This window comes from Catonella sp., from assembly GCF_052173895.1.
In the GTDB taxonomy this organism is placed as follows: domain Bacteria; phylum Bacillota; class Clostridia; order Lachnospirales; family Lachnospiraceae; genus Catonella.
Map to the genome: position 1 here is coordinate 1 of NZ_JBQMXS010000005.1, position 21,413 is coordinate 21,413.

A 21,413-nucleotide genomic window follows, 5' to 3' on the forward strand; every position below is an offset into this window, starting at 1 on the left:
TACTTATTTTTCTTTTTAATTATAGATATAATATTAGAAATAGCAGGTACAAGTACTGCTACAAATATTACTTCGATAAGAAAGTTGATTCCTATAAACACTGTAAAGAAAAATGTTATAGTATTATTTGCTCCTGCAGAAACTGCCGTATCGTTGACAAGTTTATAAAATACAGTGAGCATTCCTATTGTGAAGATTCCGGTATTTACAATAGGTGTAATTATTGATGAGATAATTAAAGCACATAAATTGTTTTTGCTTGAAAGCAGCTTATAAGCCACTCCTGATAAATATCCGGCTGCTGCCCCTTTAAATAAACAAATAAGTACAGTCATCACAGGGTTATGGTTAAGCATAAGCGTACTGAAAGGCTCTGCCCCTGAGAGAACTGCCACTACAACCACTATTCCAAATATAAGTCCAAGCATTGCTCCACAGAGTTCTCCAAAGAGAATAGCACCTATAATAATAGGAATTAGAGAGAGTGGTGGTGCGAAATTAGCAATTTTAAAACCACTTGCAAAGGTCTGTAAGACAATTACAAGGGCAATGAGTATGCCCATTCCGACTAAGCGTCCAGTTTTGGTGTTCATCGTATTCATTTTTCCTCCTGCTGATATTCCCTATGAATTTAAGTATTTACTTAGAGGGATACATCGCTAGTAGGAAGAATAACACAAAAACCTCTTGAAGTAAAGATGAAAAATCTTTATAATGATAACAGGAGTTTTACCCTAAAGAGAAACGATAAGATTATGTCAGGAGAGAGATATGAGTAGTAATAAATGGGATGAATTTGGTGGAGGAATTGATGATGTTATTCAGAAGGCTATTGATTCAGGAAATTATAATTCACTTGGCAATGATGTAAACGATATTATAAGAAAGGCTGTCTATACTTTTGAAGATGCTATTAATAAGGGGTTAAAGGAGGCTAAAAATAAGACAGTTAAAACAAATCTTGGTGGAAATACAGTTGAAATAAATAAAAATTATCAGGACAGGATAAGAAGACCTGTCGATAAAAGTGAAATTGTGTCTTCTGATAAAAAATTATATATTTCAGATAATCAACTTTTTGGAAAGGGTATGGCATATGCTATTGTTGGTGGATTTTTTACTTTTTCCTTAGGAATAGGTATTTTAGCTCTGGTAGCTGAAGGTGATTTTTTGGGAGGTGTAGTCGTTTCGCCACTTTTTATACCTTCGTTACTGCTATTCTTAAATGGCGTTAAGACTTTGAAAGAAAGACTTATATTTAAGAATTATCAAAAAGTACTTGCTGTTTCAGACAGTAAATCTTTTGCAAAGATAGAAGAATTTATGCATGAAACCGGAGAATCTAAGAAAACAACACTTAAACGCTTGAAGAAAATGATCAGGAAGAGATGGTTTAAGGAGGGACATATAGATAAAAATGAAACAACATTTATTTCTACCAATGAAACCTATGCTTTATATCAAAAGACTCAGTTGGAGTTTGAAGAAAGGCAGAGAATAGCAGAAGAGCTTGGCAAGTTTAAAGAAGAGAATACAAAAAAGGTTGAAATAGAGGCAGAAGTTAAGGAAGTCCTTAATCAAGGGAAAAAATATCTTGCACAGATTAGTCATTTAAATGACAGGATACCCGGAGTTGAGGTGTCAGACAAAATATTTAAGATAGAAGACCTCGCCGGCAGGATACTTAGGAGGGTTGAAGAACATCCAAGCAGTGCAGACGATATAAAACAGCTTATGAAGTATTATCTCCCTATGACAATAAAACTTCTTACAGCATACGCAGAAATGGATGAGCAGCAGGTTAGGGCTGATAATATAGATAAATCTAAGAGAGAAATTGAAAATGTACTCGACAGCCTAAATGATGCATTTAATAAACTCCTTGACGATTTATATAAAGATACAGCTTGGGATATATCAAGTGATGTATCTGTTTTAAATGCGATGCTTAAAAGAGAAGGACTTAGAGGTAATGATTTTAACAATGAAAACTCAGGAGGTGGTTCCGGAAATAATGAGGATGGAATCAAGCTGACTTTGTAGTTTAAGAGATTTCATGACTCTGAACATATTAACAATATAAGGAGAAGATTATGAACGAAAATGAAAATTTAATGCCGGAACTTACTCTTTCTGCAAAGGAAGTAGTTGCACCTACACTTACTTTGGAGGCAGAACCGGAGCCGATTCTTAATTTAGAGCCTGCTACGGTAAAGAATGAGATAGTGGTAGAAAAGACTGAAAATCCTATTGGGGTGGATGACAGTATGCTTTCAGAATCAGAAAAGAAACAGGTAGATGCCTTTGTTAAGCAGATAGATATTAGAGATTCAAATATAGTTTTGCAGTATGGTTCAGGAGCACAGAAAAAGATGGCTGCCTTTTCAGAAAAAGCTATTGAGAATGTGAAAACTAAAGATATGGGAGAAGTTGGAAAGCTTTTGTCTGATGTTGTTATAGAACTTAAAGGTTTTGATGAGGAAGAGGATAAGGGATTCTTTGGTTTCTTTAAGAAACAGGGGAATAAGCTGCAGATGCTTAAGACGAAGTATGATAAGGCTGAAGTAAATATAGGAAAAATTATGGATGCTCTTGAAACTCATCAGGTGACTTTGATGAAAGATACAGCTATGCTTGATAAAATGTATGAATTAAATCTTGCACATTTTAAAGAGCTGACAATGTATATAATTGCAGGTAAAAAGAGGCTTTATGAGGTAAGAAATGTGGAGCTAAAGGAGCTTGTTGCAAAAGCTGAGGCAAGTGGAAAGCCGGAAGATGCACAGGCTGCAAGAGATCTTGATGCTCAGTGTACAAGATTTGAAAAGAAACTCTACGACCTTGAACTTACAAGGACAGTAGCGATGCAGACTGCTCCTCAGATAAGGATAGTACAGGAAAATGATATAGTAATGAGCGAGAAGATACAGTCTACTCTCGTAAATACCATACCTCTTTGGAAGACTCAGATGGCTTTAGCTCTTGGAATAGAACACGCAGGGCAGGCTGCAAAGGCTGAGAGGGCAGTGAACGATATGACCAATAAACTTCTTGCAAAGAATTCAGAAATGTTGCATCAGGCATCAGTAGAAGTTGCTAAAGAGTCTGAAAGAGGAATAGTGGATATAGAGACTCTTACAAAGACTAATGAGACTCTTATAAAGACTTTTGATGAGGTTATGCAAATACAGAAAGACGGTAGAGAAAAGAGGGCTGCTGCAGAGGTTGAGATGGCAAGGATAGAGGCAGAGCTTAAGAATAAGGTGCTATCATTATCTCAGAGTAATTAAAAGTAACTATTCAGCCTTCCCTCCCATACTCGCAGACACTTCGTGTCACGCTCGTATGGGAGGGGCGAGCCACTATGTGGCTCATTTCCCCTGATAATAACTAGCTCGTTTTGCGAATAAACTCGCAAACTCACTAGTCATTATCAGGGAAATGGCTGAATAGTTACAATTAAAATAAATTATTTTTTAATCTTCTTGACAGTAGTTTTTACAGATATTATACTAATCGGAAATACTTTTGTGAAAGTATGAATATTTATAGAAAAAACTAATAAATAAAGGAAAGCGAGGAAAAAATGGGACAGATTATTGGCGATGGAATTACTTTTGATGATGTACTCTTAGTACCATCTTACTCAGAGGTTATTCCAAATCAGGTTAACCTTGAAACTATGCTTACAAAAAAAATAAAGTTGAAAATTCCTATGATGAGTGCAGGAATGGATACAGTTACAGAGAGCAGGATGGCTATTGCTATGGCAAGACATGGAGGTATTGGAGTCATACATAAAAATATGTCCATAGAGCGTCAAGCGGAGGAAGTTGATAAGGTTAAGAGATCAGAAAATGGTGTTATTACAGATCCGTTTTTTCTTTCGCCTGAGCATACTTTAGAAGATGCCAATAATGTAATGGCAAAATATAGGATTTCAGGAGTGCCTATTACTGAAGATAAAAAGTTGGTAGGTATAATTACAAACAGAGATCTTAAGTTTGAAACCGATTTTTCAAAGAAGATAAAAGAGTCAATGACAAGCGAGGGGCTTGTTACAGCAAGAGAGGGAATTACTTTAGCTGAGGCTAAAAATATTCTTGCATCAGCTAGAAAAGAAAAACTTCCTATTGTAGATGCTGAGGGTAATCTTAAGGGGCTTATAACCATCAAGGATATAGAAAAGCAGATTAAATATCCAGATTCTGCAAAAGATTCTAAAGATAGGCTTTTATGTGCAGCAGGAGTTGGTGTTACAGCTAATATTTTAGAGAGAGTTGAAGCACTTGTGAAAGCTAAGGTAGATGCTATTGTAATTGACTCTGCACATGGACATTCTGCAAATGTAATTAAATGTGTAAGGATGGTTAAAGATGCTTTCCCTGAACTTGATATAATAGCAGGAAATATAGCAACAGGAGAGGCGGCAAAAGATCTTATTGAAGCAGGTGCAGACTCTCTTAAGGTAGGAATAGGACCAGGTTCAATCTGCACTACCAGAGTAGTAGCAGGTATTGGAGTGCCTCAGATTACAGCTATAATGAATGTATATGATGTTGCTAAAAAATATGGTATACCTGTAATTGCTGATGGAGGTATTCAGTATTCAGGAGATATGGTTAAGGCTCTTGCGGCAGGTGGAGATGTATGTATGATGGGTTCAATCTTTGCAGGCTGTGATGAAAGTCCGGGAGAGTTTGAACTTTATCAGGGAAGAAAATATAAGGTTTATCGTGGAATGGGCTCAATAGCTGCTATGGAAAACGGTAGCAAAGATAGATATTTTCAGTCAGATGCTAAGAAGTTGGTTCCTGAGGGTGTAGAAGGAAGAGTTGCTTACAAGGGAATGGTTGAAGATACAATATTCCAGCTTGTAGGCGGTATTCGTTCAGGTATGGGATATTGCGGAGCAGACAGTATTAAAACCTTACAGGAAACAGGAAGATTTGTTAAGATTTCAGCAGCCTCTCTCAAAGAGAGTCATCCACATGATATTCATATAACTAAAGAAGCTCCTAACTATTCATCAGATTTTTAAAATATAAATATATTATGACCTGCAGTGAATTTCACTGTGGGTTTTTTTGAGGGAAAATAATGAAGATAATAAGTGGAAAAGAAGTGGCAGGGCATATTACTGAAGGACTTAAAAATAAAGTAGAAGAATTTAGGATAAGTGGTAAAAGGCTGCCAAAACTTGTAATAATAAGAGTCGGTGAAAAACCTGATGACCTATCGTATCAAAGAGGTGCGGTAAAGCGAATGGAAATGATAGGGATATTGCATGAAGAGATGCATTTTAATGAAGATGTATCCAAAGAAGTATTCTACACAGAATTCAATAGAATAAATAATGACGATAATGTAGATGGTATACTTATACTAAGACCACTTCCCAAGCATCTTGATGAAGATATGTTAATCCATACAATAAATCCTGCTAAGGATGTTGATGCTATCAGTCCTACAAATTTAGGAAGAATAATGATAGGAGAGAAAAACTCTTTTGCACCCTGTACTGCGGCTGGAGTTGTAGAGATGTTGAAATTTTCAGGAATTGAAATTAGTGGAAAAAGGGTTACTATAATCGGAAGAAGTAATGTGGTCGGCAGACCACTTGCATTGCTTTTTATAAGCCATGATGCTACTGTAACTGTTTGCCACAGTTTGACGGAAGATGTGAAAAATACGGCTAAAAATGCAGAAATTCTTGTTGCATCCTGTGGTAAGGCTAAACTTATCGACAGAGCTTATGTTGCTGATGGAACGGTTGTAGTGGATGTGGGAATTAATTTAGATGAAGATGGAAAGCTTTGTGGTGATGTAGATATAAATGATATAGAAGCCGTAGCAGCAGCCTGCACCCCTGTTCCGGGAGGGGTAGGAGCTGTTACGACCTCGGTGCTTGCAAAACAGGTAATTATGGCTTATGAGGCAGAAAGTTTACGCTGCTCTGCTCTTAAATCTTCAAGGATTTCATAAGGAATATTTAAATTTCCTCTTCCGATACCTATGTTGATAGCTGGCTTTGGTCTTCCATGGAAATCAGAGCCACCAGTAATTATAAGTCCTTTTCGTTTAGCAAGTTCTCTTACATAATTTTCATCTTGCTTAGAGTGGCTTGAATAAATGGTTTCTATGCCTCTAAGTCCATAACTTATGAGGGTATCAACAAGGCGTTCAAGTTCAGGAACCGGAAGTCTGTATATTATAGGATGGGCAAGAACAGGTACTCCGCCGGCTCTTATTATGCCCTCAATTGCCTCTTTTGGACTTGTAAAATTTCTTGCTACATAGTAAGGGGTGTCATCTCCTAAGTATTTCTCAAAAGCTGAAGGGTAATCATTTACTATTTTTTTGTCTACAAGGTATTTTCCAAAATGTGCCCTTGTTATGATTGAATTAGGAGATAAGGCAACTATTTCATCATAGGATATGTCAAGGCCTGCCTTTTGTTTTAAATTATCAATCATTTTGATATTTCTAGATATTCTTTCTTTTTCTGCAGATTTTAATAGGGCGTTAAAATCTGTATTGTTAGGGTCGATAAGGAGCCCTAAAATATGGATGTCTTTATTTTTGTAGGCTGCTGAAATCTCTACTCCGGGTAGTACTTCTAATTGCTCACTACTTGGAAGTCCGATATTATGCCTCTTTGCAGCCTCATACAAAGATTTATAACCATCAGTAGTATCATGGTCAGTAAGGGCAAAGGCAGAAAGATTTGCCGCTATAGCGAGCTGAACAAGAGTTTCGGTAGTTTCTGAACCGTCAGAGAAACTTGAATGTACATGTAAGTCTATATTTTTCATATGTTCCTTTCTGTATTGTATTAGATGGTTTATGTTATCTATAATTATAAGACTTTATACCAATTATTACAAGTCTGCGATAATCCTAAGTATTTACAAAAATACTTAGGATTAACATCAAATAAAAAATAATTTTACAGTCTTTAAATATTAATAAAAATGTGATATAATTATTAAATCTTGTGAAATAAAGAAATATAAAGGTAAGGAGAATAGTGTATGAAGCATATTAAGAGCTTAACTACAAGAAATCTTAAAGAGTCTATGAAAAAGGGTGGCTGTGGAGAATGTAAGACATCATGTCAGTCAGCTTGTAAGACATCTTGTACAGTAGGTAACCAGAGCTGTGAGGCTAGGTAAACTAATTCCTGCCTTTACTAAAAAGTCAGAGTTTAAGCAGCGGCTTTAGTCGCTGCTTATCTTTCGTAGAAAGGAACCAATAATTTGATTCATCAGTTTCAGAGTAACGGATATAATATAATATTAGATGTAAATAGTGGCTCAGTGCATGTAGTTGATGAGGCGGCTTATGACTGTATAGCTTTATTCAATGAGAAGATTATTGAAAAAAAGGAAAATGAAACAGAGGCACTTGCTATCATAAAAGAAGAAATACTTGCAAAATATAAAAATATTTCTGTGACAGAAGAAGATTTTAATGATATAATTTCAGAAATCAAAGAGTTACAGGAAGATGGACAGCTTTTTACAGAAGATATTTATGAAAAATATGTGAAAGATTTTAAACATAGAAATACGGTAGTTAAGGCACTTTGCCTTAACATAGCGCATGACTGTAACCTTGCCTGTCGTTACTGCTTTGCAGGAGAAGGTGAGTATCAGGGCGACAGAGGAATGATGAGTTATGAGGTAGGTAAGGCTGCCTTTGACTTCCTCATTAAAAATTCAGGTCATAGAAAAAATCTTGAGGTGGATTTTTTTGGTGGTGAGCCTCTCATGAATTGGAATACGGTTAAAAAGCTGGTTGCTTATGGACGGGAACTTGAGAAAATTCATGATAAAAATTTTCGTTTTACCCTTACAACCAATGGAATGTTATTAAATGATGAAATAATTGATTTCTGTAACAGAGAAATGACAAATGTTGTGCTTAGTATAGATGGGCGTAAATGTGTACATGATTATATGCGTCCTACAAGAGGTGGCAATAAGAGCAGTTACGATATCATTATTCCAAAGCTTAAAGACTTTGCTGCCAAGCGTGGAAATAAAGAATACTATGTAAGAGGTACTTATACCAGAAATAATCTTGATTTTGCACAAGATGTACTTCACCTTGTGGATGAGGGATTTAAGGAAATATCTTTAGAGCCTGTAGTTTCCCTGCCTTCGGAGCCTTATGCAATAAGAGAAGAGGATATTCCGTTGCTTAAGGAGCAATACGACCTTCTTGCAAAAGAATATATCAAGCGTAGGAGAGATGGAAGAGGATTTACTTTCTTTCACTTTATGATAGACCTTGCAGGAGGACCTTGTGTAGCCAAAAGACTTTCAGGGTGTGGCTCGGGTACAGAGTATGTAGCTATCACTCCTTGGGGAGATATTTATCCTTGTCATCAGTTTGTTGGAGAAGAAGGCTTTGTTATAGGGAATGTATATGAGGGTATTACAAAGACAGACTTGCAGGAAGGATTTAAACATCAGAATGTCTATGAAAAGCCAAAATGTAGAGACTGCTTTGCAAGGTATTACTGTAGTGGAGGATGTGCTGCTAACTCATTTAAGTTCAGTGGTAATATAGATGATGTATACGAGATAGGATGTGAACTTCAAAGAAAGCGTATAGAATGTGCGATTATGATTAAGGTTGCAGAAGAAACATATAATGAAGAGGTCTGTCCGAACTTATAACAAGATTTCGTGGAGATTTTCTCCTGAAAAATAAAGAGCTAAAGAAAGGTGAATTTTACAATGAACAGTAAAAAGCGAGGCATGGCTAAGATATTTAGCTATGTTATAGTTATAGCACTTTTAGCAGCCGTTGCCTTAGGAGCATTTGGCAATAAGGCAGGAAGTGCTGGGAGTATTAAGAGGGGACTTGACTTGGCAGGTGGAGTAAGTATTACTTATGAGACTGTAAAAGCAAAACCTACAGCTACTGAGATGGCTGATACTATTGAGAAAATGAGACTTCGTGCAGAGATTTTCAGTACAGAGTCTGAAGTGTATCAGGAAGGTTTAAACAGAGTTGTTGTAGATATTCCTGATGTTAAGGATGCAGATGCAGTGCTTAAGCAGCTTGGTTCAGCAGGTGCACTTCAATTCATTCCTGTTGAGGGTAATATTAGTTTTAAAGATGGGAAGTACAAGTTTAATAAGAGCATCGAAGAACTTGCTAAAGAGAAGAAAATAGCAGTAGATGGTGCGGATATAGCTACAGCAAGAGCACAGAGCATAAAGGGCGAGGCAGGAGTTGGAATCCAGTATATAGTTGAGCTTGAGCTTAATGCAAAGGGTGCTAATAAGTTTGCTAAGGCAACAGAGGAAAACCTTAAGAAACAGATAGCAATTGTATATGATGGTAATATTATTTCTGCCCCTGTAGTACAGAGTGTTATTTCAGATGGTAAGGCACAAATTTCAGGACAGGATTCTATGGAAGAGGCTGAGAGGCTTGCCTCTATAATAAGAGTTGGAGCACTTCCACTTGAGCTTAAAGAAGTTCGTTCCAGTGTTGTGGGAGCAAAGCTTGGAGATACAGCTCTTGAAACTTCACTCTTGGCAGGACTTATAGGTTTTATCATAGTATTTTTATTTATGATAATTATGTATAAAGTACCTGGTCTTGCATCAAGTTTGGCACTTATTGCCTACATCACTATTGAGCTTGTACTCTTGCAACTCTTACAGATTACACTTACTTTGCCGGGTATTGCAGGTATTGTACTTTCTATAGGTATGGCAGTAGATGCAAATGTAATTATTTTTACTCGTATTAAAGAGGAAATCGGACTTGGCAAATCAGTTCGTTCTTCAATAGGAAATGGTTTCAAAAAGGCTCTTTCAGCCATTGTTGACGGTAATGTAACTACTATTATTGCGGCAATAGTACTTGGTATCTTTGGAACAGGTACAATCAAAGGATTTGCTTATACATTGGCACTTGGTATAATTATTTCAATGTTTACGGCATTATTTATAACTAAGTTTTTGCTGTATTCTTTATATGACTTAGGATTTGATTCTGAGAAATACTATGGTACTAAGGTAGATAAAGCGAATAAGCCTTTCCTTAAATTTGCACCAAAGGCATATATAATTTCTCTTGTGGTTATTGGCATTGGTATTGGTAGTATGATATTTAATGCTGCAAGTGGAAAGGGTGCATTTGATTATGCTCTTGAGTTTTCAGGTGGTACTTCTACGGAAGTAGTTTTTGATAGCGGTAAGGTTCCGGGCAATGATGAGATTAGAAATTTTGTTAATAAAATAGTTCCATCATCAAATGTTGATGTTACCCAGATTGTTGGAGAAGATGCAGTTGTAATCAAGACAAAGTCACTTAATGATGATGAGAGAACAAAGTTACGTGAGGGATTTGTAACTGAATATAAGGTTTCTAAAGATAATATAAAAAATGATAATATTTCAGGTGCGGTAAGTGGCGAGATGAAACGTTCTGCCCTTATGTCTGTTATAGCGGCTACAATATGTATGCTTATTTACATAATAATCAGATTTAGAAATCTTGCTTTTGGTACCAGTGCAGTTTTAGCTCTTATCCATGATGTGCTTGTAGTAGCTACTCTCTATGCACTTGTAAGGCTTAATGTGGGAAATACTTTCATAGCTTGTATGCTTACCATAGTTGGTTATTCTATAAATGCAACCATCATCATCTTTGACCGTATTAGAGAGAATATGGCAGAACAAAGAAGAGGTGAAACTGTAGCTGAGATAGTAGATAAATCAATTACTCAGACATTTTCAAGAAGTATCAATACTACAGTTACTACACTTATAATGGTAACAGTGCTCTTCGTTATGGGTGTAAGTTCAGTAAGAGAATTTTCTCTTCCTATTATAGTAGGTCTTATCTGTGGTGCTTATTCTTCAATCTGTATTACAGGTACTCTTTGGTATTTTTTGGTGAAAAAGAAGGTTGAGAAGTAAAAAGTAAAATAATTATTGTTATAGTGGTGCAGGTTAAGACTTGCACCACTTTTAAAAATTGGAGGTATTATGCAGACAGGTTATGTATGTGAGGAGTGTAATAATTATGTATATGATGAAGATGAGGAGGGCTATGTCTGTGTACAGGACATGGACGAGGATGATTTTTATAGGGTAATGTCAAACAAATATAGGGAATGTCCATATTACAGGTCAGGAGATGAGTATAAGATAGTCAGGCATCAGATGTAATTGTAAAACTGTTTTATTTGTGGTAGGATTGATTAAATCGTTATTACATTTTTGGGGGATTGATATGAGACAAAAGAGAGTTTTATTGGCAGAAGATATTTCTTGCTTTGGAAAGTGTTCTACAACTGTAGCATTTCCTATATTATCAGTTGCAGGCTATGAGGTATCTATACTTCCAACTGCAATATTTTCTGCACACACAGGAATAAGTAAGGATATAGCTTTCTTAGATTTTGCAGGTGGGATGAAAGGAATACTAAATTCTTGGGAGTCACTTAATATAGATTATGATGGAATTCTCATAGGGTATGCTTTTGGGAAAAAACAGATTGAAGTTCTTAAGACTTTTTTGGAGAAAAAGGAGCAGAAGTTAGTTGTTTTAGACCCTGCTATGGCAGAAAATGGAAGACTTTACAGTAAGCTGCCAGAGGATTATCCCAAAGCTATGAGGGAATTTATAAAATATTGTGACTATCTTACACCTAATATTACAGAGGCCTTTATGTTAGCTGAAAAGCCTTATCATAAGGGACCTTATGTGCGTACAGAAATTATAGAACTTTTAATCATTCTTTATGGAAAATATCGAAAGCACGTTATTATTACAGGAATTGAAGTGGTAGATAATAAAATGATGGTAATGGCGATAGATAATAAGGGAGATATTTACCAGTATGAGACTGGAAGGATAAACAGGAATTATAGTGGTACAGGTGATGTGTATGCGGCAGTTCTACTTGACGGTCTTCTTAAAGGGAGGGGCTTTGAGGATTCCGTCAAAGACGCAATGGAACTTACAAGCAGGGCGGTACTATTAAGTATGGCAGGAGATTATGAGGAACTTTACTTTGAGGGGATACTGAAGGAATTATAGAGGAGACTATTTATGGAAAATTTACAGAGAATAGTTATGCTTATTGATGCAGATAATACCCAAATAGGAAAGCTGGAGGATGTTATAGGTGAGATTTCTACTCATGGAAGAATAGTAGTGAAAAGAGCCTATGGCAACTGGCGTAAGGAGGTATTAAAGAACTGGGAAAAGGAGTTAAAGAGGCTTGCTATTAAGGCTGAACAACAGTTTGACTATGTAAATGGTAAAAATGCTACAGATATGGCGCTTGTTATAGATACGATGAATCTGTTGCACAAGGGGATATATGACTGTTTTGTGATAGTTGCAAGTGATAGTGACTATACTCCGCTTGCAATTAACTTACATGAATCAGGTGTTTATGTAATTGGAGTGGGAGAAAAGAAAACTCCTGAGGCTTTTAGGAATAGTTGTGATGAATTCATCTTTCTTGAGAATCTTGGAAGAGCTAACGAGTTCAAACTGCCTGTTGGTGAAGAGGATGAAGAAGAGGCAGTACCTTTAGAAGACTATGATATAGAAAAAATACATAATCTTTTAAAAATAGCATCGGATAAATACCAAGACGATGAGGGTTTTGTAAATGTAAGTTCGGCAGGACAGTTTATTAAGCGTGTGCGTCCTGACTTTGATGTGCGTACTTTCGGCTATCTTAAACTGCCTAAACTGATTGAGGCTTTTCCTGACAGATATGAGATTAAGAAATATCAAGGCAAGGGTACAGTGCTTATTATTGCATACAGATGTAAATAAAATTTGGAGGTAAATAGTATGTATAGGAATTGTTTTAAGAGGATATTTGATTTTGCCCTATCCATTATTGCTATACTACTATTGTCTCCTTTACTTATTATTCTCATATTAACAGGCATGATCAAGATGAGAGGAAATCCGTTTTTTACTCAAGAAAGACCGGGTAAGAATGGCAAGATATTTAAGCTGATAAAGTTTAAGAGTATGAATAATAAGCGAGATGCTGAGGGAAATTTACTGCCTGACGAAGTAAGACTGACTTCTTATGGAAAATTTATCAGAAATACCTCGCTTGATGAACTGCCGGAGCTTATCAATATTTTTAAAGGTGATATGGCGATAGTAGGTCCAAGACCTTTGCTTGTGAAATATTTAACCAGATATAATAAAACTCAGGCAAGAAGGCATGAAGTTCGTCCGGGACTTACAGGGCTTGCTCAGGTAAACGGAAGAAATGCTATAAGTTGGGAAGAGAAGTTTTGCTACGATGTAGAATATGTAGATAATTTAAGCTTTTTAATGGATTTTAAAATTATATGTAAAACAGCTCTAAAAGTAATAAAACGTGATGGAATAAGTAGTGAAACGTCTGCCACAATGGAAGAATTTATGGGGCAGGCTAAGGAGAATAATGAACTTTAATAATATAAAACAAAAACTTATAGGGAAACGCAGCTTTTATACAATGATATTGGCAATTGCCATGCCGATTATGGTACAGAATGGTATAACCAATTTTGTAAGTATGATTGACAATATAATGGTAGGCAGGGTAGGAACTAATGAAATGAGTGGAGTAGCTATAGTGAACCAGTTAATTATGGTTTTTGCACTCTGCATATTCGGAGGAGTTGCCGGAGCAGGTATATTTACAGCACAGTTTCATGGAGCAAGAAATATAGAAGGAATCCGTTATACTTTCAGATATAAGTTGATAGTAATTTCTATTATAGCTACGCTAAGTATAGCAGTGTTTTATTGTTTTGGGGATGAACTTATAAGACTCTATCTTCAAGGAGAATCAGGAGCAGAAGAGGCAATAGAAGAGACTCATAGGCAGGCTAAAATTTATCTTTCGTATATGCTTATCGGTCTTCCTCCGTTTGCTATATCGCAGGCTTATGGAGATACTCTAAGGTGTGTGGAAGAAACTATAATACCGATGAAAGCAGGGATAGTTTCAGTCTGTGTCAATCTTTCCCTAAACTATGTACTTATTTATGGTAAATTTGGAGTGCCTGCTCTTGGAGTTGCCGGTGCAGCCATAGCCACGGTAATAGCACGATATGTAGAAATGGCAGTGGTGGTAATATGGACACATACACATAGCAATAGACAGCCTTTTATAAAAGGTGCATTTAAGAACTTTAGAATACCTATCTCTCTTGCAAAGGACATGGCTACTAAGGGAACGCCACTTATATTAAATGAAACTCTTTGGTCGATGGGAGTGGCAGCACTTCTTCAAAATTATTCTGTAAGAGGTCTTGCTGTTGTCGGAGCGTTGAATATTTCACAGATTATAGCTAATCTTTTTAATGTAGGCATAATAGCTATGGGAAGTGCGATTTCAATAATCCTAGGTAGAAGGCTTGGTGCAGGAGAGATGGAAGAGGCAAAAGAGTATTCGGTAAAACTTATATTTTTTACTGAAATTTTATGTTTAATTACAGGTCTACTACTTATAATACTTGCACCATTTTTCCCTATGATATACAATACAACGGATGAGATAAAAGGATTGGCTACTTCATTTATTAGGGTGGTGGCAGCCTGTATGCCGATATATGCCTTTGAAACCTGCTGTTATTTTACAATCCGTTCAGGTGGAAAAACATTTATTACATTTTTGTTTGACAGTGTGTTTATGTGTATTGTATCAGTGCCTACAGCATATATTTTAGTTCATTTTACGACATTGAATATAGTAAAGGTATTTCTATTTGTACAGCTTGTAAGTCTTATAAAATGTGTGATTGGTTATTTTATGGTAAAAAAAGGAATTTGGCTAAATAAGCTGGCTTATTAAGGAGGATAGTATGGAGATTATAGCAGTAGTTGTGTTTATTATTATGATGATTGCAGGGCAGAGGGGTAAGGGGAGAAAAAGTACAACGAATATAGGCAAACAAGTGGCTCAAAATGTGGTTCCAAAGACAAATAATGATTATAATACAGTTTTGCAGAGTAATAATCAGGGAAAGTCGGTGAAGGCATTTGGGGAGGCAGGTCAGACGGCAAATAAAAGGCCTACAAGAGATGAAATGCTTAAACCTGCCTTTACAGGATATAACGAGCAAGTTGAAAAAAAGAAGGTTTCAAAATTTACTGAAAAGCAATTAGATGTAAAAAAAGACATGAAGGATACAACTATAGAATATGTTAATGTAAATAAAAAAGAAAATACTACAGTTACAGAAAATACCTCTTCCTATGGCTGGGGAATTTTTGATGATTTTGCTGCCTCAGATGCTCTTTACCTTGCGAGGAAGGACGTAGAGAGGAGGAAGGTAGGAAAGGCTATGTAGAATAAAAGACCGAAAGGCAAAACTTTCGGTCTTTTGCATATGGGAAAGAAGAATGAATAATATATATAACAACCTTATAAAACACAAAAATAGTGACTATTATCCATTTCATATGCCCGGACATAAACGGAATTATGAAATGATAAAAAAATATGGACTTTGGCAGGAAGGACTTTATCCGTTTGATATAGACATAACAGAAATTGATAATTTTGACAATCTCCATAATCCGGACGGGATTATTAAAAAAGCTGAGGCTCTTGCTGCCGGTCTTTATGGAGCAAAGGAAAGTGTATTTTCTGTAAATGGAAGTACAGGGGCAATCTTAGCTGTACTGGGACTTTTAGACAGGAGAGATGAGGTTCTTATGGCAAGGAACTGTCATAAGTCAGTTTATCATGGAGTGGAACTATATGAACTTGTGCCTCATTATCTTGAGGGGAAGATAGATGAATATGGTATGTATTTAAGTCTTCAGCCACAAGAGATAGAAGATGCATTGAAATCTCATACATCTATTAAAATGGTAGTTATTACTTCTCCTACTTATGAGGGAGTTGTTTCTGATATTAAGCAAATTGCAGAAATCTGTCATAAGTACGGTGTTTATTTTATGGTAGATGAGGCACATGGAGCACATTTTGGATTTGACAAATATTTTCCTGAAACTGCAGTTAGGTTTTATGCAGACTTTGTGGTACAGAGCCTGCATAAAACCCTGCCTTCATTTACTCAAACAGCTATTTTACATATTTGTATAGATGATGAAGAATTAATAAAGAGAATACGGAGGCAGTTCAATATTCTTGAAACTTCAAGCCCTTCATATATCTTCCTTGCAGGAATGGAAAATAGCCTTATGCTTATTAGAGAGCATAAAGAGGAGTTGTTTTCATCATATAAGAAGAGACTTATTAAATTTAGGGTTGATATGGTTCTATTAAAAAATATAAGACTTTATATTCCACCTAATTCTTTTGACTATGATAATGGTAAGTTAGTTATAAGTGCAGGTATGAATTTGGGTGCAAGACTTTATTATTATTTATATGAAAAATATCATCTTGTTATGGAAATGAAGTCAAAAGACTATGTAGTTGCAATGACAAGCATTTTTGATACGGATGAGGCTTTTGAAAGATTGTCTAAGGCACTTTTTGATTTAGATAGAGATGAAACATTCTTTAAACTTGATAATGAGGCAAAATTTGATTATACTTTAAGGGATGAGGCTTTTAGTTTTTTGCCAAAAATGAAACTGTTACCCTCTGTAGCAGTACAAAGTTCATTAAGATATGGTAAGTTAAAGGTTAAATTAGATGAGTCAGTAGGATTAATCGCAGCAGATTATGTATATTTTTATCCACCGGGCATTCCGATATTAGTGCCGGGGGAAGTTATTGATAAGGATACTGTAGCAAAAATAAAAATAGCAGTATCCACCGGTATAGAGATTTATGGAGGATGTGACGGTAATGGGATTTTTGTTTGTGTTAATGGGCAAGAGTGCCACTGGGAAGGATAGTATATATAGAAAATTGTTGGAGAGGTTAGATTTAAAAAAACTTATTCCTTATACAACCCGTCCTATGAGAAAGAATGAAACTGAAGGTATTGAATATCATTTTGTAACTGAGGATGAACTTAAGAAATTAAGAGAATTGGATAAGGTAATAGAAGAGAGATGTTTTCAGACTATTGATGGACTTTGGTATTATTTTACAGTAGATGATGGTACAATGGATTTGACAAGTGGAGATTATATTTGTATCAATACATTGGCAGGTTTTGATAATCTTAGGAGGTATTTTGGAAAAGATAGGGTCAAACCTATTTATATAGAAGTTTCAGATGTGGAATTATTAAAAAGGGCTATAAGGCGAGAAGAAAAGCAGGCAAAGCCCAATATTGCTGAAGTATGTAGGAGATTTTTAGCTGACAATGAAGACTTTAGCGAGAAAAATCTTAATGAACTGGGAGTAAATGAAGAGCATAGGTTTCAAAATGAAGAATTAGATTTTTGCACTGACAGAATAAGTGATTTTATAAAGGAAAATTGATATGGATATAAAGATAAATCCTCTTATAGTGCCTAAGACTACAATAGTAGAAAAGACTGATAAGGCAGATGATGGGCAGTTTAAGTTTACTCTTATAAAAAATATAGAAGATAATTCTTTAGCTGAAAGACTTACGGCAATGATGAATTCTATAACTATGGAAGGTAAGAAACTGAAAAAACACATGGACATAAGGGATATGAAACATTATCGTGGTCTTATAAAAGAATTTTTGAATGAGGTGCTGACTCGCAGCCATGAGTTTTCAAGGGAGAATTATCTGGACAGGAGAGGAAGACACAGGGTTTATGGTATAATAAGGGTGATAGATAAAGAACTTGATGAACTGGCAGGAGAACTTGTAAAAGATGAAAAGGATGCTATAGGCATACTTGGAAAAATTGATGAGATTCAGGGACTTTTGCTGGATATTTTAACTTAATACAGGAGATGGAAATGAATACTGATATTTTAGGACGGGAAGACCTTGTAGAATATATGAGGACTGCTGCCGATAAGGAAGAATTTTCTCATGCTTACATATTTGAAGGTGAAAAAGGGATGGGAAAGCTCTTTTTAGCTAAGGAGTTTGCAAAAATGATATTATGTTGTGGTAAGACTTCTGAGGAAGAAAAGCAGCTTGTATGTAAACAGGTTGATAATGGTAACAGTCCTGATATAATATATGTTGAGCCGGATAAGTCTACAGGCATAAGTGTGGATGAGATACGCTCTAAAATAGTTGGAACAAGTGATATTTTTCCTTATGGCAAGTATAAAATTTATATAGTAAAAGAGGCAGAGAGGATGAATGAGCAGGCTCAAAATGCCTTGCTTAAGACTATTGAAGAGCCACCTGAATATGTTATAATAATCTTGCTTTCTTCAAATAAAGACAGGCTTTTACCTACTATAAAATCAAGGTGTATTACTCTTGATATAAAGCCTATTGAAGTAAATAAGATAAAGGATTATCTTATAGAAAATTATCAAATTGTCGATTATGTGGCAGATATGGCTGCAAAGTTTTCAGCAGGTAATGTAGGAAGGGCAGTAAGGTATGCTTGTGATGAAGATTTTCTTGAAATGAAAAATGTAGTTGTAAATATTTTAAAAAATTTGGATAAAGAAAGTGTAACTGAAGAAGTAACCAACATCATTCACTTGGAAGGCTATAAGAAGGAAATAAAGGACTGTATTGAACTTATGATACTTTGGTTTAGAGATTTATTAGTATTGAAGGCAACCAAAGATGTTAATAGACTTCTTTTTAAGGAGGAAGACAAGTATTTGCATGAACAGATAGCTACGAGAAGTTATGGTTCTATAGAGAGGGCTATTGAAAGTATGGAAAAGACTAAAAAGCGTTTGGATGCAAATGTAAAATTTGATACAGCAATAGAACTTATGTTTATGTACATGAAGGATAAATGAATTTAGATAGATTGGAGAAATATGGTAACAGTAATTGGTGTAAGATTTAAGAGGGCAGGAAAAATTTATTTTTTTGATCCTGAAGATCTTGATATAAGTGTAGGAATGCATGTAATAGTGGAAACTGCAAGAGGGGTCGAATACGGACTTGTAGTAATAGGCAGAAAAGAAATAGAAGAAGATAAGATTATTCAGCCGTTAAAAGAGGTTATAAGAATAGCAACTCCTGAAGATGATGAAATAGATAGGAAGAATAAGGAAAAAGAGGCTGATGCTTACGTAACCTGTCTTGAAAAAATAAAGCAGCATGAGTTAGCTATGAAACTGATAGCCTGTGAATATACCTTTGATAATAACAAGATAATGTTTTATTTTACAGCTGAAGGAAGGATAGATTTTAGAGAACTTGTAAAAGACCTTGCCTTTATATTTAAAACAAGGATAGAACTTAGACAGATTGGGGTAAGAGATGAGGCTAAGATGAAGGGTGGAGTAGGCATCTGTGGAAGGCCAATATGTTGTCATACATTTTTATCTGAGTTTATACCGGTTTCAATAAAAATGGCTAAGGATCAGAATTTTTCGCTTAATCCAAGTAAAATCTCAGGTGCATGTGGAAGGCTTATGTGCTGTCTTAAAAATGAAGAGGCAGCTTATGAATACCTTAACTCAACTCTTCCTGATATTGGAGATATCGTAGAAACTGCAGAGGGATTTAAGGGAGAAGTTAGTTCTATAAGTGCATTAAAACAGCTTGTAAAGGTGATTGTTGAAAATGAAAGTGGTGTTAAGGAAATAAAAGAGTATAAGGCTGAAGAATTAAAGTTTAAACCTAAGAAAAGAAAAAATGATAGAGAACATGAATCTTATGAAATTAAGGCTTTAGAGGCACTTGAAAGAGCTGAAAGGAAGTCACATTTAGATTAAAGGATGCAAAATGGAATTTGAGCTTAAAGAGAAAGAAAGGCTTGATGATCTTGAAATAAGCGGACTCCATATTATACAATCGCCTGATAAGTTCTGCTTTGGAATGGATGCAGTGCTTTTATCAGGCTTTGCTTATGCTAAAAAAGGGAATAAGGTTATAGACTTAGGTACAGGTACAGGTATTTTGCCTTTACTTTTATGGGCTAAGACAGATGGAGAGCATTTCACAGGTCTTGAAATTCAAGAAGAAAGTGCCGATATGGCAAGAAGAAGTATAGAGGGTAATAAAATCACTAATATTGATATAATTAATGGTGACATAAAAGATGTAAGTAGGCTATTTGATAAACAGAGTTTTGATATTGTAACTTCTAATCCACCTTATATGATAAATGAGCATGGCATTGTAAATCCCGATGCTCCCAAACAGATAGCAAGGCATGAGATACTTTGTAATTTGGAGGATGTAGTTAAGGCAGCAGGATATTTATTAAAGGCAAATGGAAAGTTTTTTATGGTACATAGACCATTTAGGCTGCCGGAGATTTTTGAAAGCCTTAAAAAATATAGTCTTGAGCCAAAAAGAATGAGACTTGTATATCCAAGTAAAGATAAAGAGCCTAATATGGTTCTTATTGAGGCTGTAAAATATGGAAAGCCAAGATTAAAAGTTGAAAAACCACTGATTGTATATGATGACTCCGGTAAATATACCGAAGAAATGATGAGAGATTATAGATATTAGAAAGGAGACTTATGGTCGGAAAGTTGTATTTATGTGCTACCCCCATTGGTAATCTGGAAGATATTACTTTTAGGGTAGTGAGAACTCTTAAAGAAGTAGATGTGATAGCAGCTGAAGATACCAGAAATTCTATTAAACTTCTCAATCATTTTGAAATTAAAACTCCACTTACCAGTTATCATGAATTTAATAAATATGATAAGGCCAAAGTTTTGGTAGCTAGGATGCTAAATGGAGAAAATATTGCCCTTATAACGGATGCAGGTACTCCGGGAATATCAGACCCCGGAGAGGAGCTTGTAAGACAGTGTTATGAGGCAGGAATTGAGGTGACTTCTCTTCCGGGAGCAGTTGCCTGTGTTACAGCGCTTACATTATCAGGACTATCTACAAGGCGCTTTGCCTTTGAGGCTTTTTTGCCGACAGATAAAAAGGAAAAATCTGCTATTTTAGAAGAGCTTAAAACGGAAACAAGAACTCTAATTATATATGAAGCTCCGCACAGGCTGAAAAAGACTATTTCAGAGCTTTTATCGGCACTTGGCAATAGAAGGCTTACAGTTGTTAAAGAATTAACAAAACTTCATGAAAATGTTTTTTTAACTACCTTAGAAGATGCTCTCGCATATTATGGGGAAAATGAGCCTCGTGGTGAGTTTGTACTTGTAATAGAAGGTAAGAAGATGGAAGACATAAAAAAGGAAAAAGAAGAATCATTTAAGGAAATGGATATAAATGAGCATATGAAGATATATCTTGATAAGGGAATGGATAAAAAGGAGGCTATGAAAGCGGTGGCACTTGACAGGGGCATACCTAAAAGAGAGGTATATAAGATGTTGTTGACACATAGATAGAGAAAAAGTAAAATATGGGGAGGCTGATAAATAC

Annotated in this window: 22 protein-coding genes; 20 read left to right on the plus strand and 2 right to left on the minus strand. The window is 35.6% G+C overall.

The window, feature by feature from the left end; genetic code table 11:
- Window positions 1-602 (minus strand): ECF transporter S component (locus ACTTG8_RS01930; protein ID WP_442560435.1); only part of this gene is annotated, 602 nt, incomplete at its 3' end.
- Window positions 603-771: 169 nt separating this feature from the next.
- Between ACTTG8_RS01930 and ACTTG8_RS01935 the strand changes: the two genes are divergently transcribed.
- From ACTTG8_RS01935 to ACTTG8_RS01950, 4 genes are all read left to right on the plus strand, one after another.
- Complete coding sequence (locus ACTTG8_RS01935) at window positions 772-2,043, plus strand: 5-bromo-4-chloroindolyl phosphate hydrolysis family protein (RefSeq protein WP_442560436.1); 1,272 nt, start codon at window positions 772-774, stop codon at window positions 2,041-2,043.
- A 50-nt stretch (window positions 2,044-2,093) separates the two neighbouring features.
- Window positions 2,094-3,290: a toxic anion resistance protein gene (locus ACTTG8_RS01940; protein WP_442560437.1), complete on the plus strand. Its 1,197-nt coding sequence runs from the start codon at window positions 2,094-2,096 to the stop codon at window positions 3,288-3,290.
- A 296-nt stretch (window positions 3,291-3,586) separates the two neighbouring features.
- Window positions 3,587-5,041, plus strand: coding sequence for an IMP dehydrogenase (gene guaB / locus ACTTG8_RS01945; protein WP_442560438.1), 1,455 nt, complete (start codon window positions 3,587-3,589; stop codon window positions 5,039-5,041).
- Window positions 5,042-5,100: 59 nt separating this feature from the next.
- Window positions 5,101-5,985 (plus strand): bifunctional 5,10-methylenetetrahydrofolate dehydrogenase/5,10-methenyltetrahydrofolate cyclohydrolase, encoded by an 885-nt coding sequence (locus ACTTG8_RS01950; protein ID WP_442560439.1) that lies wholly within the window; start codon window positions 5,101-5,103, stop codon window positions 5,983-5,985.
- On the opposite strand, the gene ACTTG8_RS01955 is transcribed toward ACTTG8_RS01950, so the two are convergent.
- Complete coding sequence (locus ACTTG8_RS01955; protein ID WP_442560440.1) at window positions 5,931-6,815, minus strand: PHP domain-containing protein; 885 nt, start codon at window positions 6,813-6,815, stop codon at window positions 5,931-5,933. The two genes, ACTTG8_RS01950 and ACTTG8_RS01955, sit on opposite strands and share 55 nt — an antisense overlap.
- A 219-nt stretch (window positions 6,816-7,034) precedes the next feature.
- On the opposite strand from ACTTG8_RS01955, the gene scfA reads away from it, so the two are divergent.
- The 16 genes from scfA (at window position 7,035) to rsmI (ending at window position 21,379) form a co-directional block, all read left to right on the plus strand.
- The gene (scfA, locus tag ACTTG8_RS01960) at window positions 7,035-7,175 is read left to right on the plus strand and encodes a six-cysteine ranthipeptide SCIFF (protein ID WP_023353408.1); all 141 of its coding nucleotides are present in this window, start codon (window positions 7,035-7,037) and stop codon (window positions 7,173-7,175) included.
- A gap of 84 nt (window positions 7,176-7,259) precedes the next feature.
- Window positions 7,260-8,687: a thioether cross-link-forming SCIFF peptide maturase gene (gene scfB, locus ACTTG8_RS01965; protein WP_442560441.1), complete on the plus strand. Its 1,428-nt coding sequence runs from the start codon at window positions 7,260-7,262 to the stop codon at window positions 8,685-8,687.
- A 60-nt stretch (window positions 8,688-8,747) separates the two neighbouring features.
- Window positions 8,748-10,949 (plus strand): protein translocase subunit SecD, encoded by a 2,202-nt coding sequence (gene secD, locus ACTTG8_RS01970; RefSeq protein WP_442560442.1) that lies wholly within the window; start codon window positions 8,748-8,750, stop codon window positions 10,947-10,949.
- Between the two features lie 69 nt (window positions 10,950-11,018).
- On the plus strand, window positions 11,019-11,201 hold the full coding sequence (locus tag ACTTG8_RS01975; protein WP_442560443.1) for a DUF6472 family protein: 183 nt from the start codon (window positions 11,019-11,021) through the stop codon (window positions 11,199-11,201).
- A gap of 64 nt (window positions 11,202-11,265) precedes the next feature.
- Window positions 11,266-12,075, plus strand: coding sequence for a PfkB family carbohydrate kinase (locus tag ACTTG8_RS01980; protein WP_442560444.1), 810 nt, complete (start codon window positions 11,266-11,268; stop codon window positions 12,073-12,075).
- A gap of 12 nt (window positions 12,076-12,087) precedes the next feature.
- Complete coding sequence (locus tag ACTTG8_RS01985; protein ID WP_442560445.1) at window positions 12,088-12,828, plus strand: NYN domain-containing protein; 741 nt, start codon at window positions 12,088-12,090, stop codon at window positions 12,826-12,828.
- 18 nt (window positions 12,829-12,846) lie between these two features.
- A complete protein-coding gene (locus tag ACTTG8_RS01990; RefSeq protein ID WP_442560446.1) occupies window positions 12,847-13,470 on the plus strand; it encodes a sugar transferase in 624 nt (207 codons plus the stop codon).
- Window positions 13,460-14,857: an MATE family efflux transporter gene (locus ACTTG8_RS01995; protein ID WP_442560447.1), complete on the plus strand. Its 1,398-nt coding sequence runs from the start codon at window positions 13,460-13,462 to the stop codon at window positions 14,855-14,857. Before ACTTG8_RS01990 ends, ACTTG8_RS01995 begins: the two co-directional genes overlap by 11 nt.
- A gap of 10 nt (window positions 14,858-14,867) precedes the next feature.
- On the plus strand, window positions 14,868-15,356 hold the full coding sequence (locus ACTTG8_RS02000) for a hypothetical protein (RefSeq protein ID WP_442560448.1): 489 nt from the start codon (window positions 14,868-14,870) through the stop codon (window positions 15,354-15,356).
- A gap of 52 nt (window positions 15,357-15,408) precedes the next feature.
- The gene (locus ACTTG8_RS02005) at window positions 15,409-16,881 is read left to right on the plus strand and encodes an aminotransferase class I/II-fold pyridoxal phosphate-dependent enzyme (protein ID WP_442560449.1); all 1,473 of its coding nucleotides are present in this window, start codon (window positions 15,409-15,411) and stop codon (window positions 16,879-16,881) included.
- Window positions 16,853-17,416, plus strand: coding sequence for a guanylate kinase (locus ACTTG8_RS02010; protein ID WP_442560450.1), 564 nt, complete (start codon window positions 16,853-16,855; stop codon window positions 17,414-17,416). The genes ACTTG8_RS02005 and ACTTG8_RS02010 overlap by 29 nt, the downstream gene beginning before the upstream one ends.
- 1 nt (window position 17,417) lies before the next feature.
- Window positions 17,418-17,858 (plus strand): YaaR family protein, encoded by a 441-nt coding sequence (locus ACTTG8_RS02015; protein ID WP_442560451.1) that lies wholly within the window; start codon window positions 17,418-17,420, stop codon window positions 17,856-17,858.
- A gap of 14 nt (window positions 17,859-17,872) precedes the next feature.
- Window positions 17,873-18,850, plus strand: coding sequence for a DNA polymerase III subunit (locus ACTTG8_RS02020; RefSeq protein WP_442560452.1), 978 nt, complete (start codon window positions 17,873-17,875; stop codon window positions 18,848-18,850).
- 21 nt (window positions 18,851-18,871) lie between these two features.
- The gene (locus ACTTG8_RS02025) at window positions 18,872-19,777 is read left to right on the plus strand and encodes a PSP1 domain-containing protein (RefSeq protein ID WP_442560453.1); all 906 of its coding nucleotides are present in this window, start codon (window positions 18,872-18,874) and stop codon (window positions 19,775-19,777) included.
- Between the two features lie 10 nt (window positions 19,778-19,787).
- A complete protein-coding gene (locus ACTTG8_RS02030) occupies window positions 19,788-20,522 on the plus strand; it encodes a tRNA1(Val) (adenine(37)-N6)-methyltransferase (protein WP_442560454.1) in 735 nt (244 codons plus the stop codon).
- Window positions 20,523-20,533: 11 nt separating this feature from the next.
- Window positions 20,534-21,379 carry a 16S rRNA (cytidine(1402)-2'-O)-methyltransferase gene (rsmI, locus tag ACTTG8_RS02035; RefSeq protein ID WP_442560455.1) on the plus strand — a complete coding sequence of 282 codons (846 nt, stop codon included), beginning with the start codon at window positions 20,534-20,536 and terminating at the stop codon, window positions 21,377-21,379.
- Window positions 21,380-21,413: the final 34 nt, after the last annotated feature.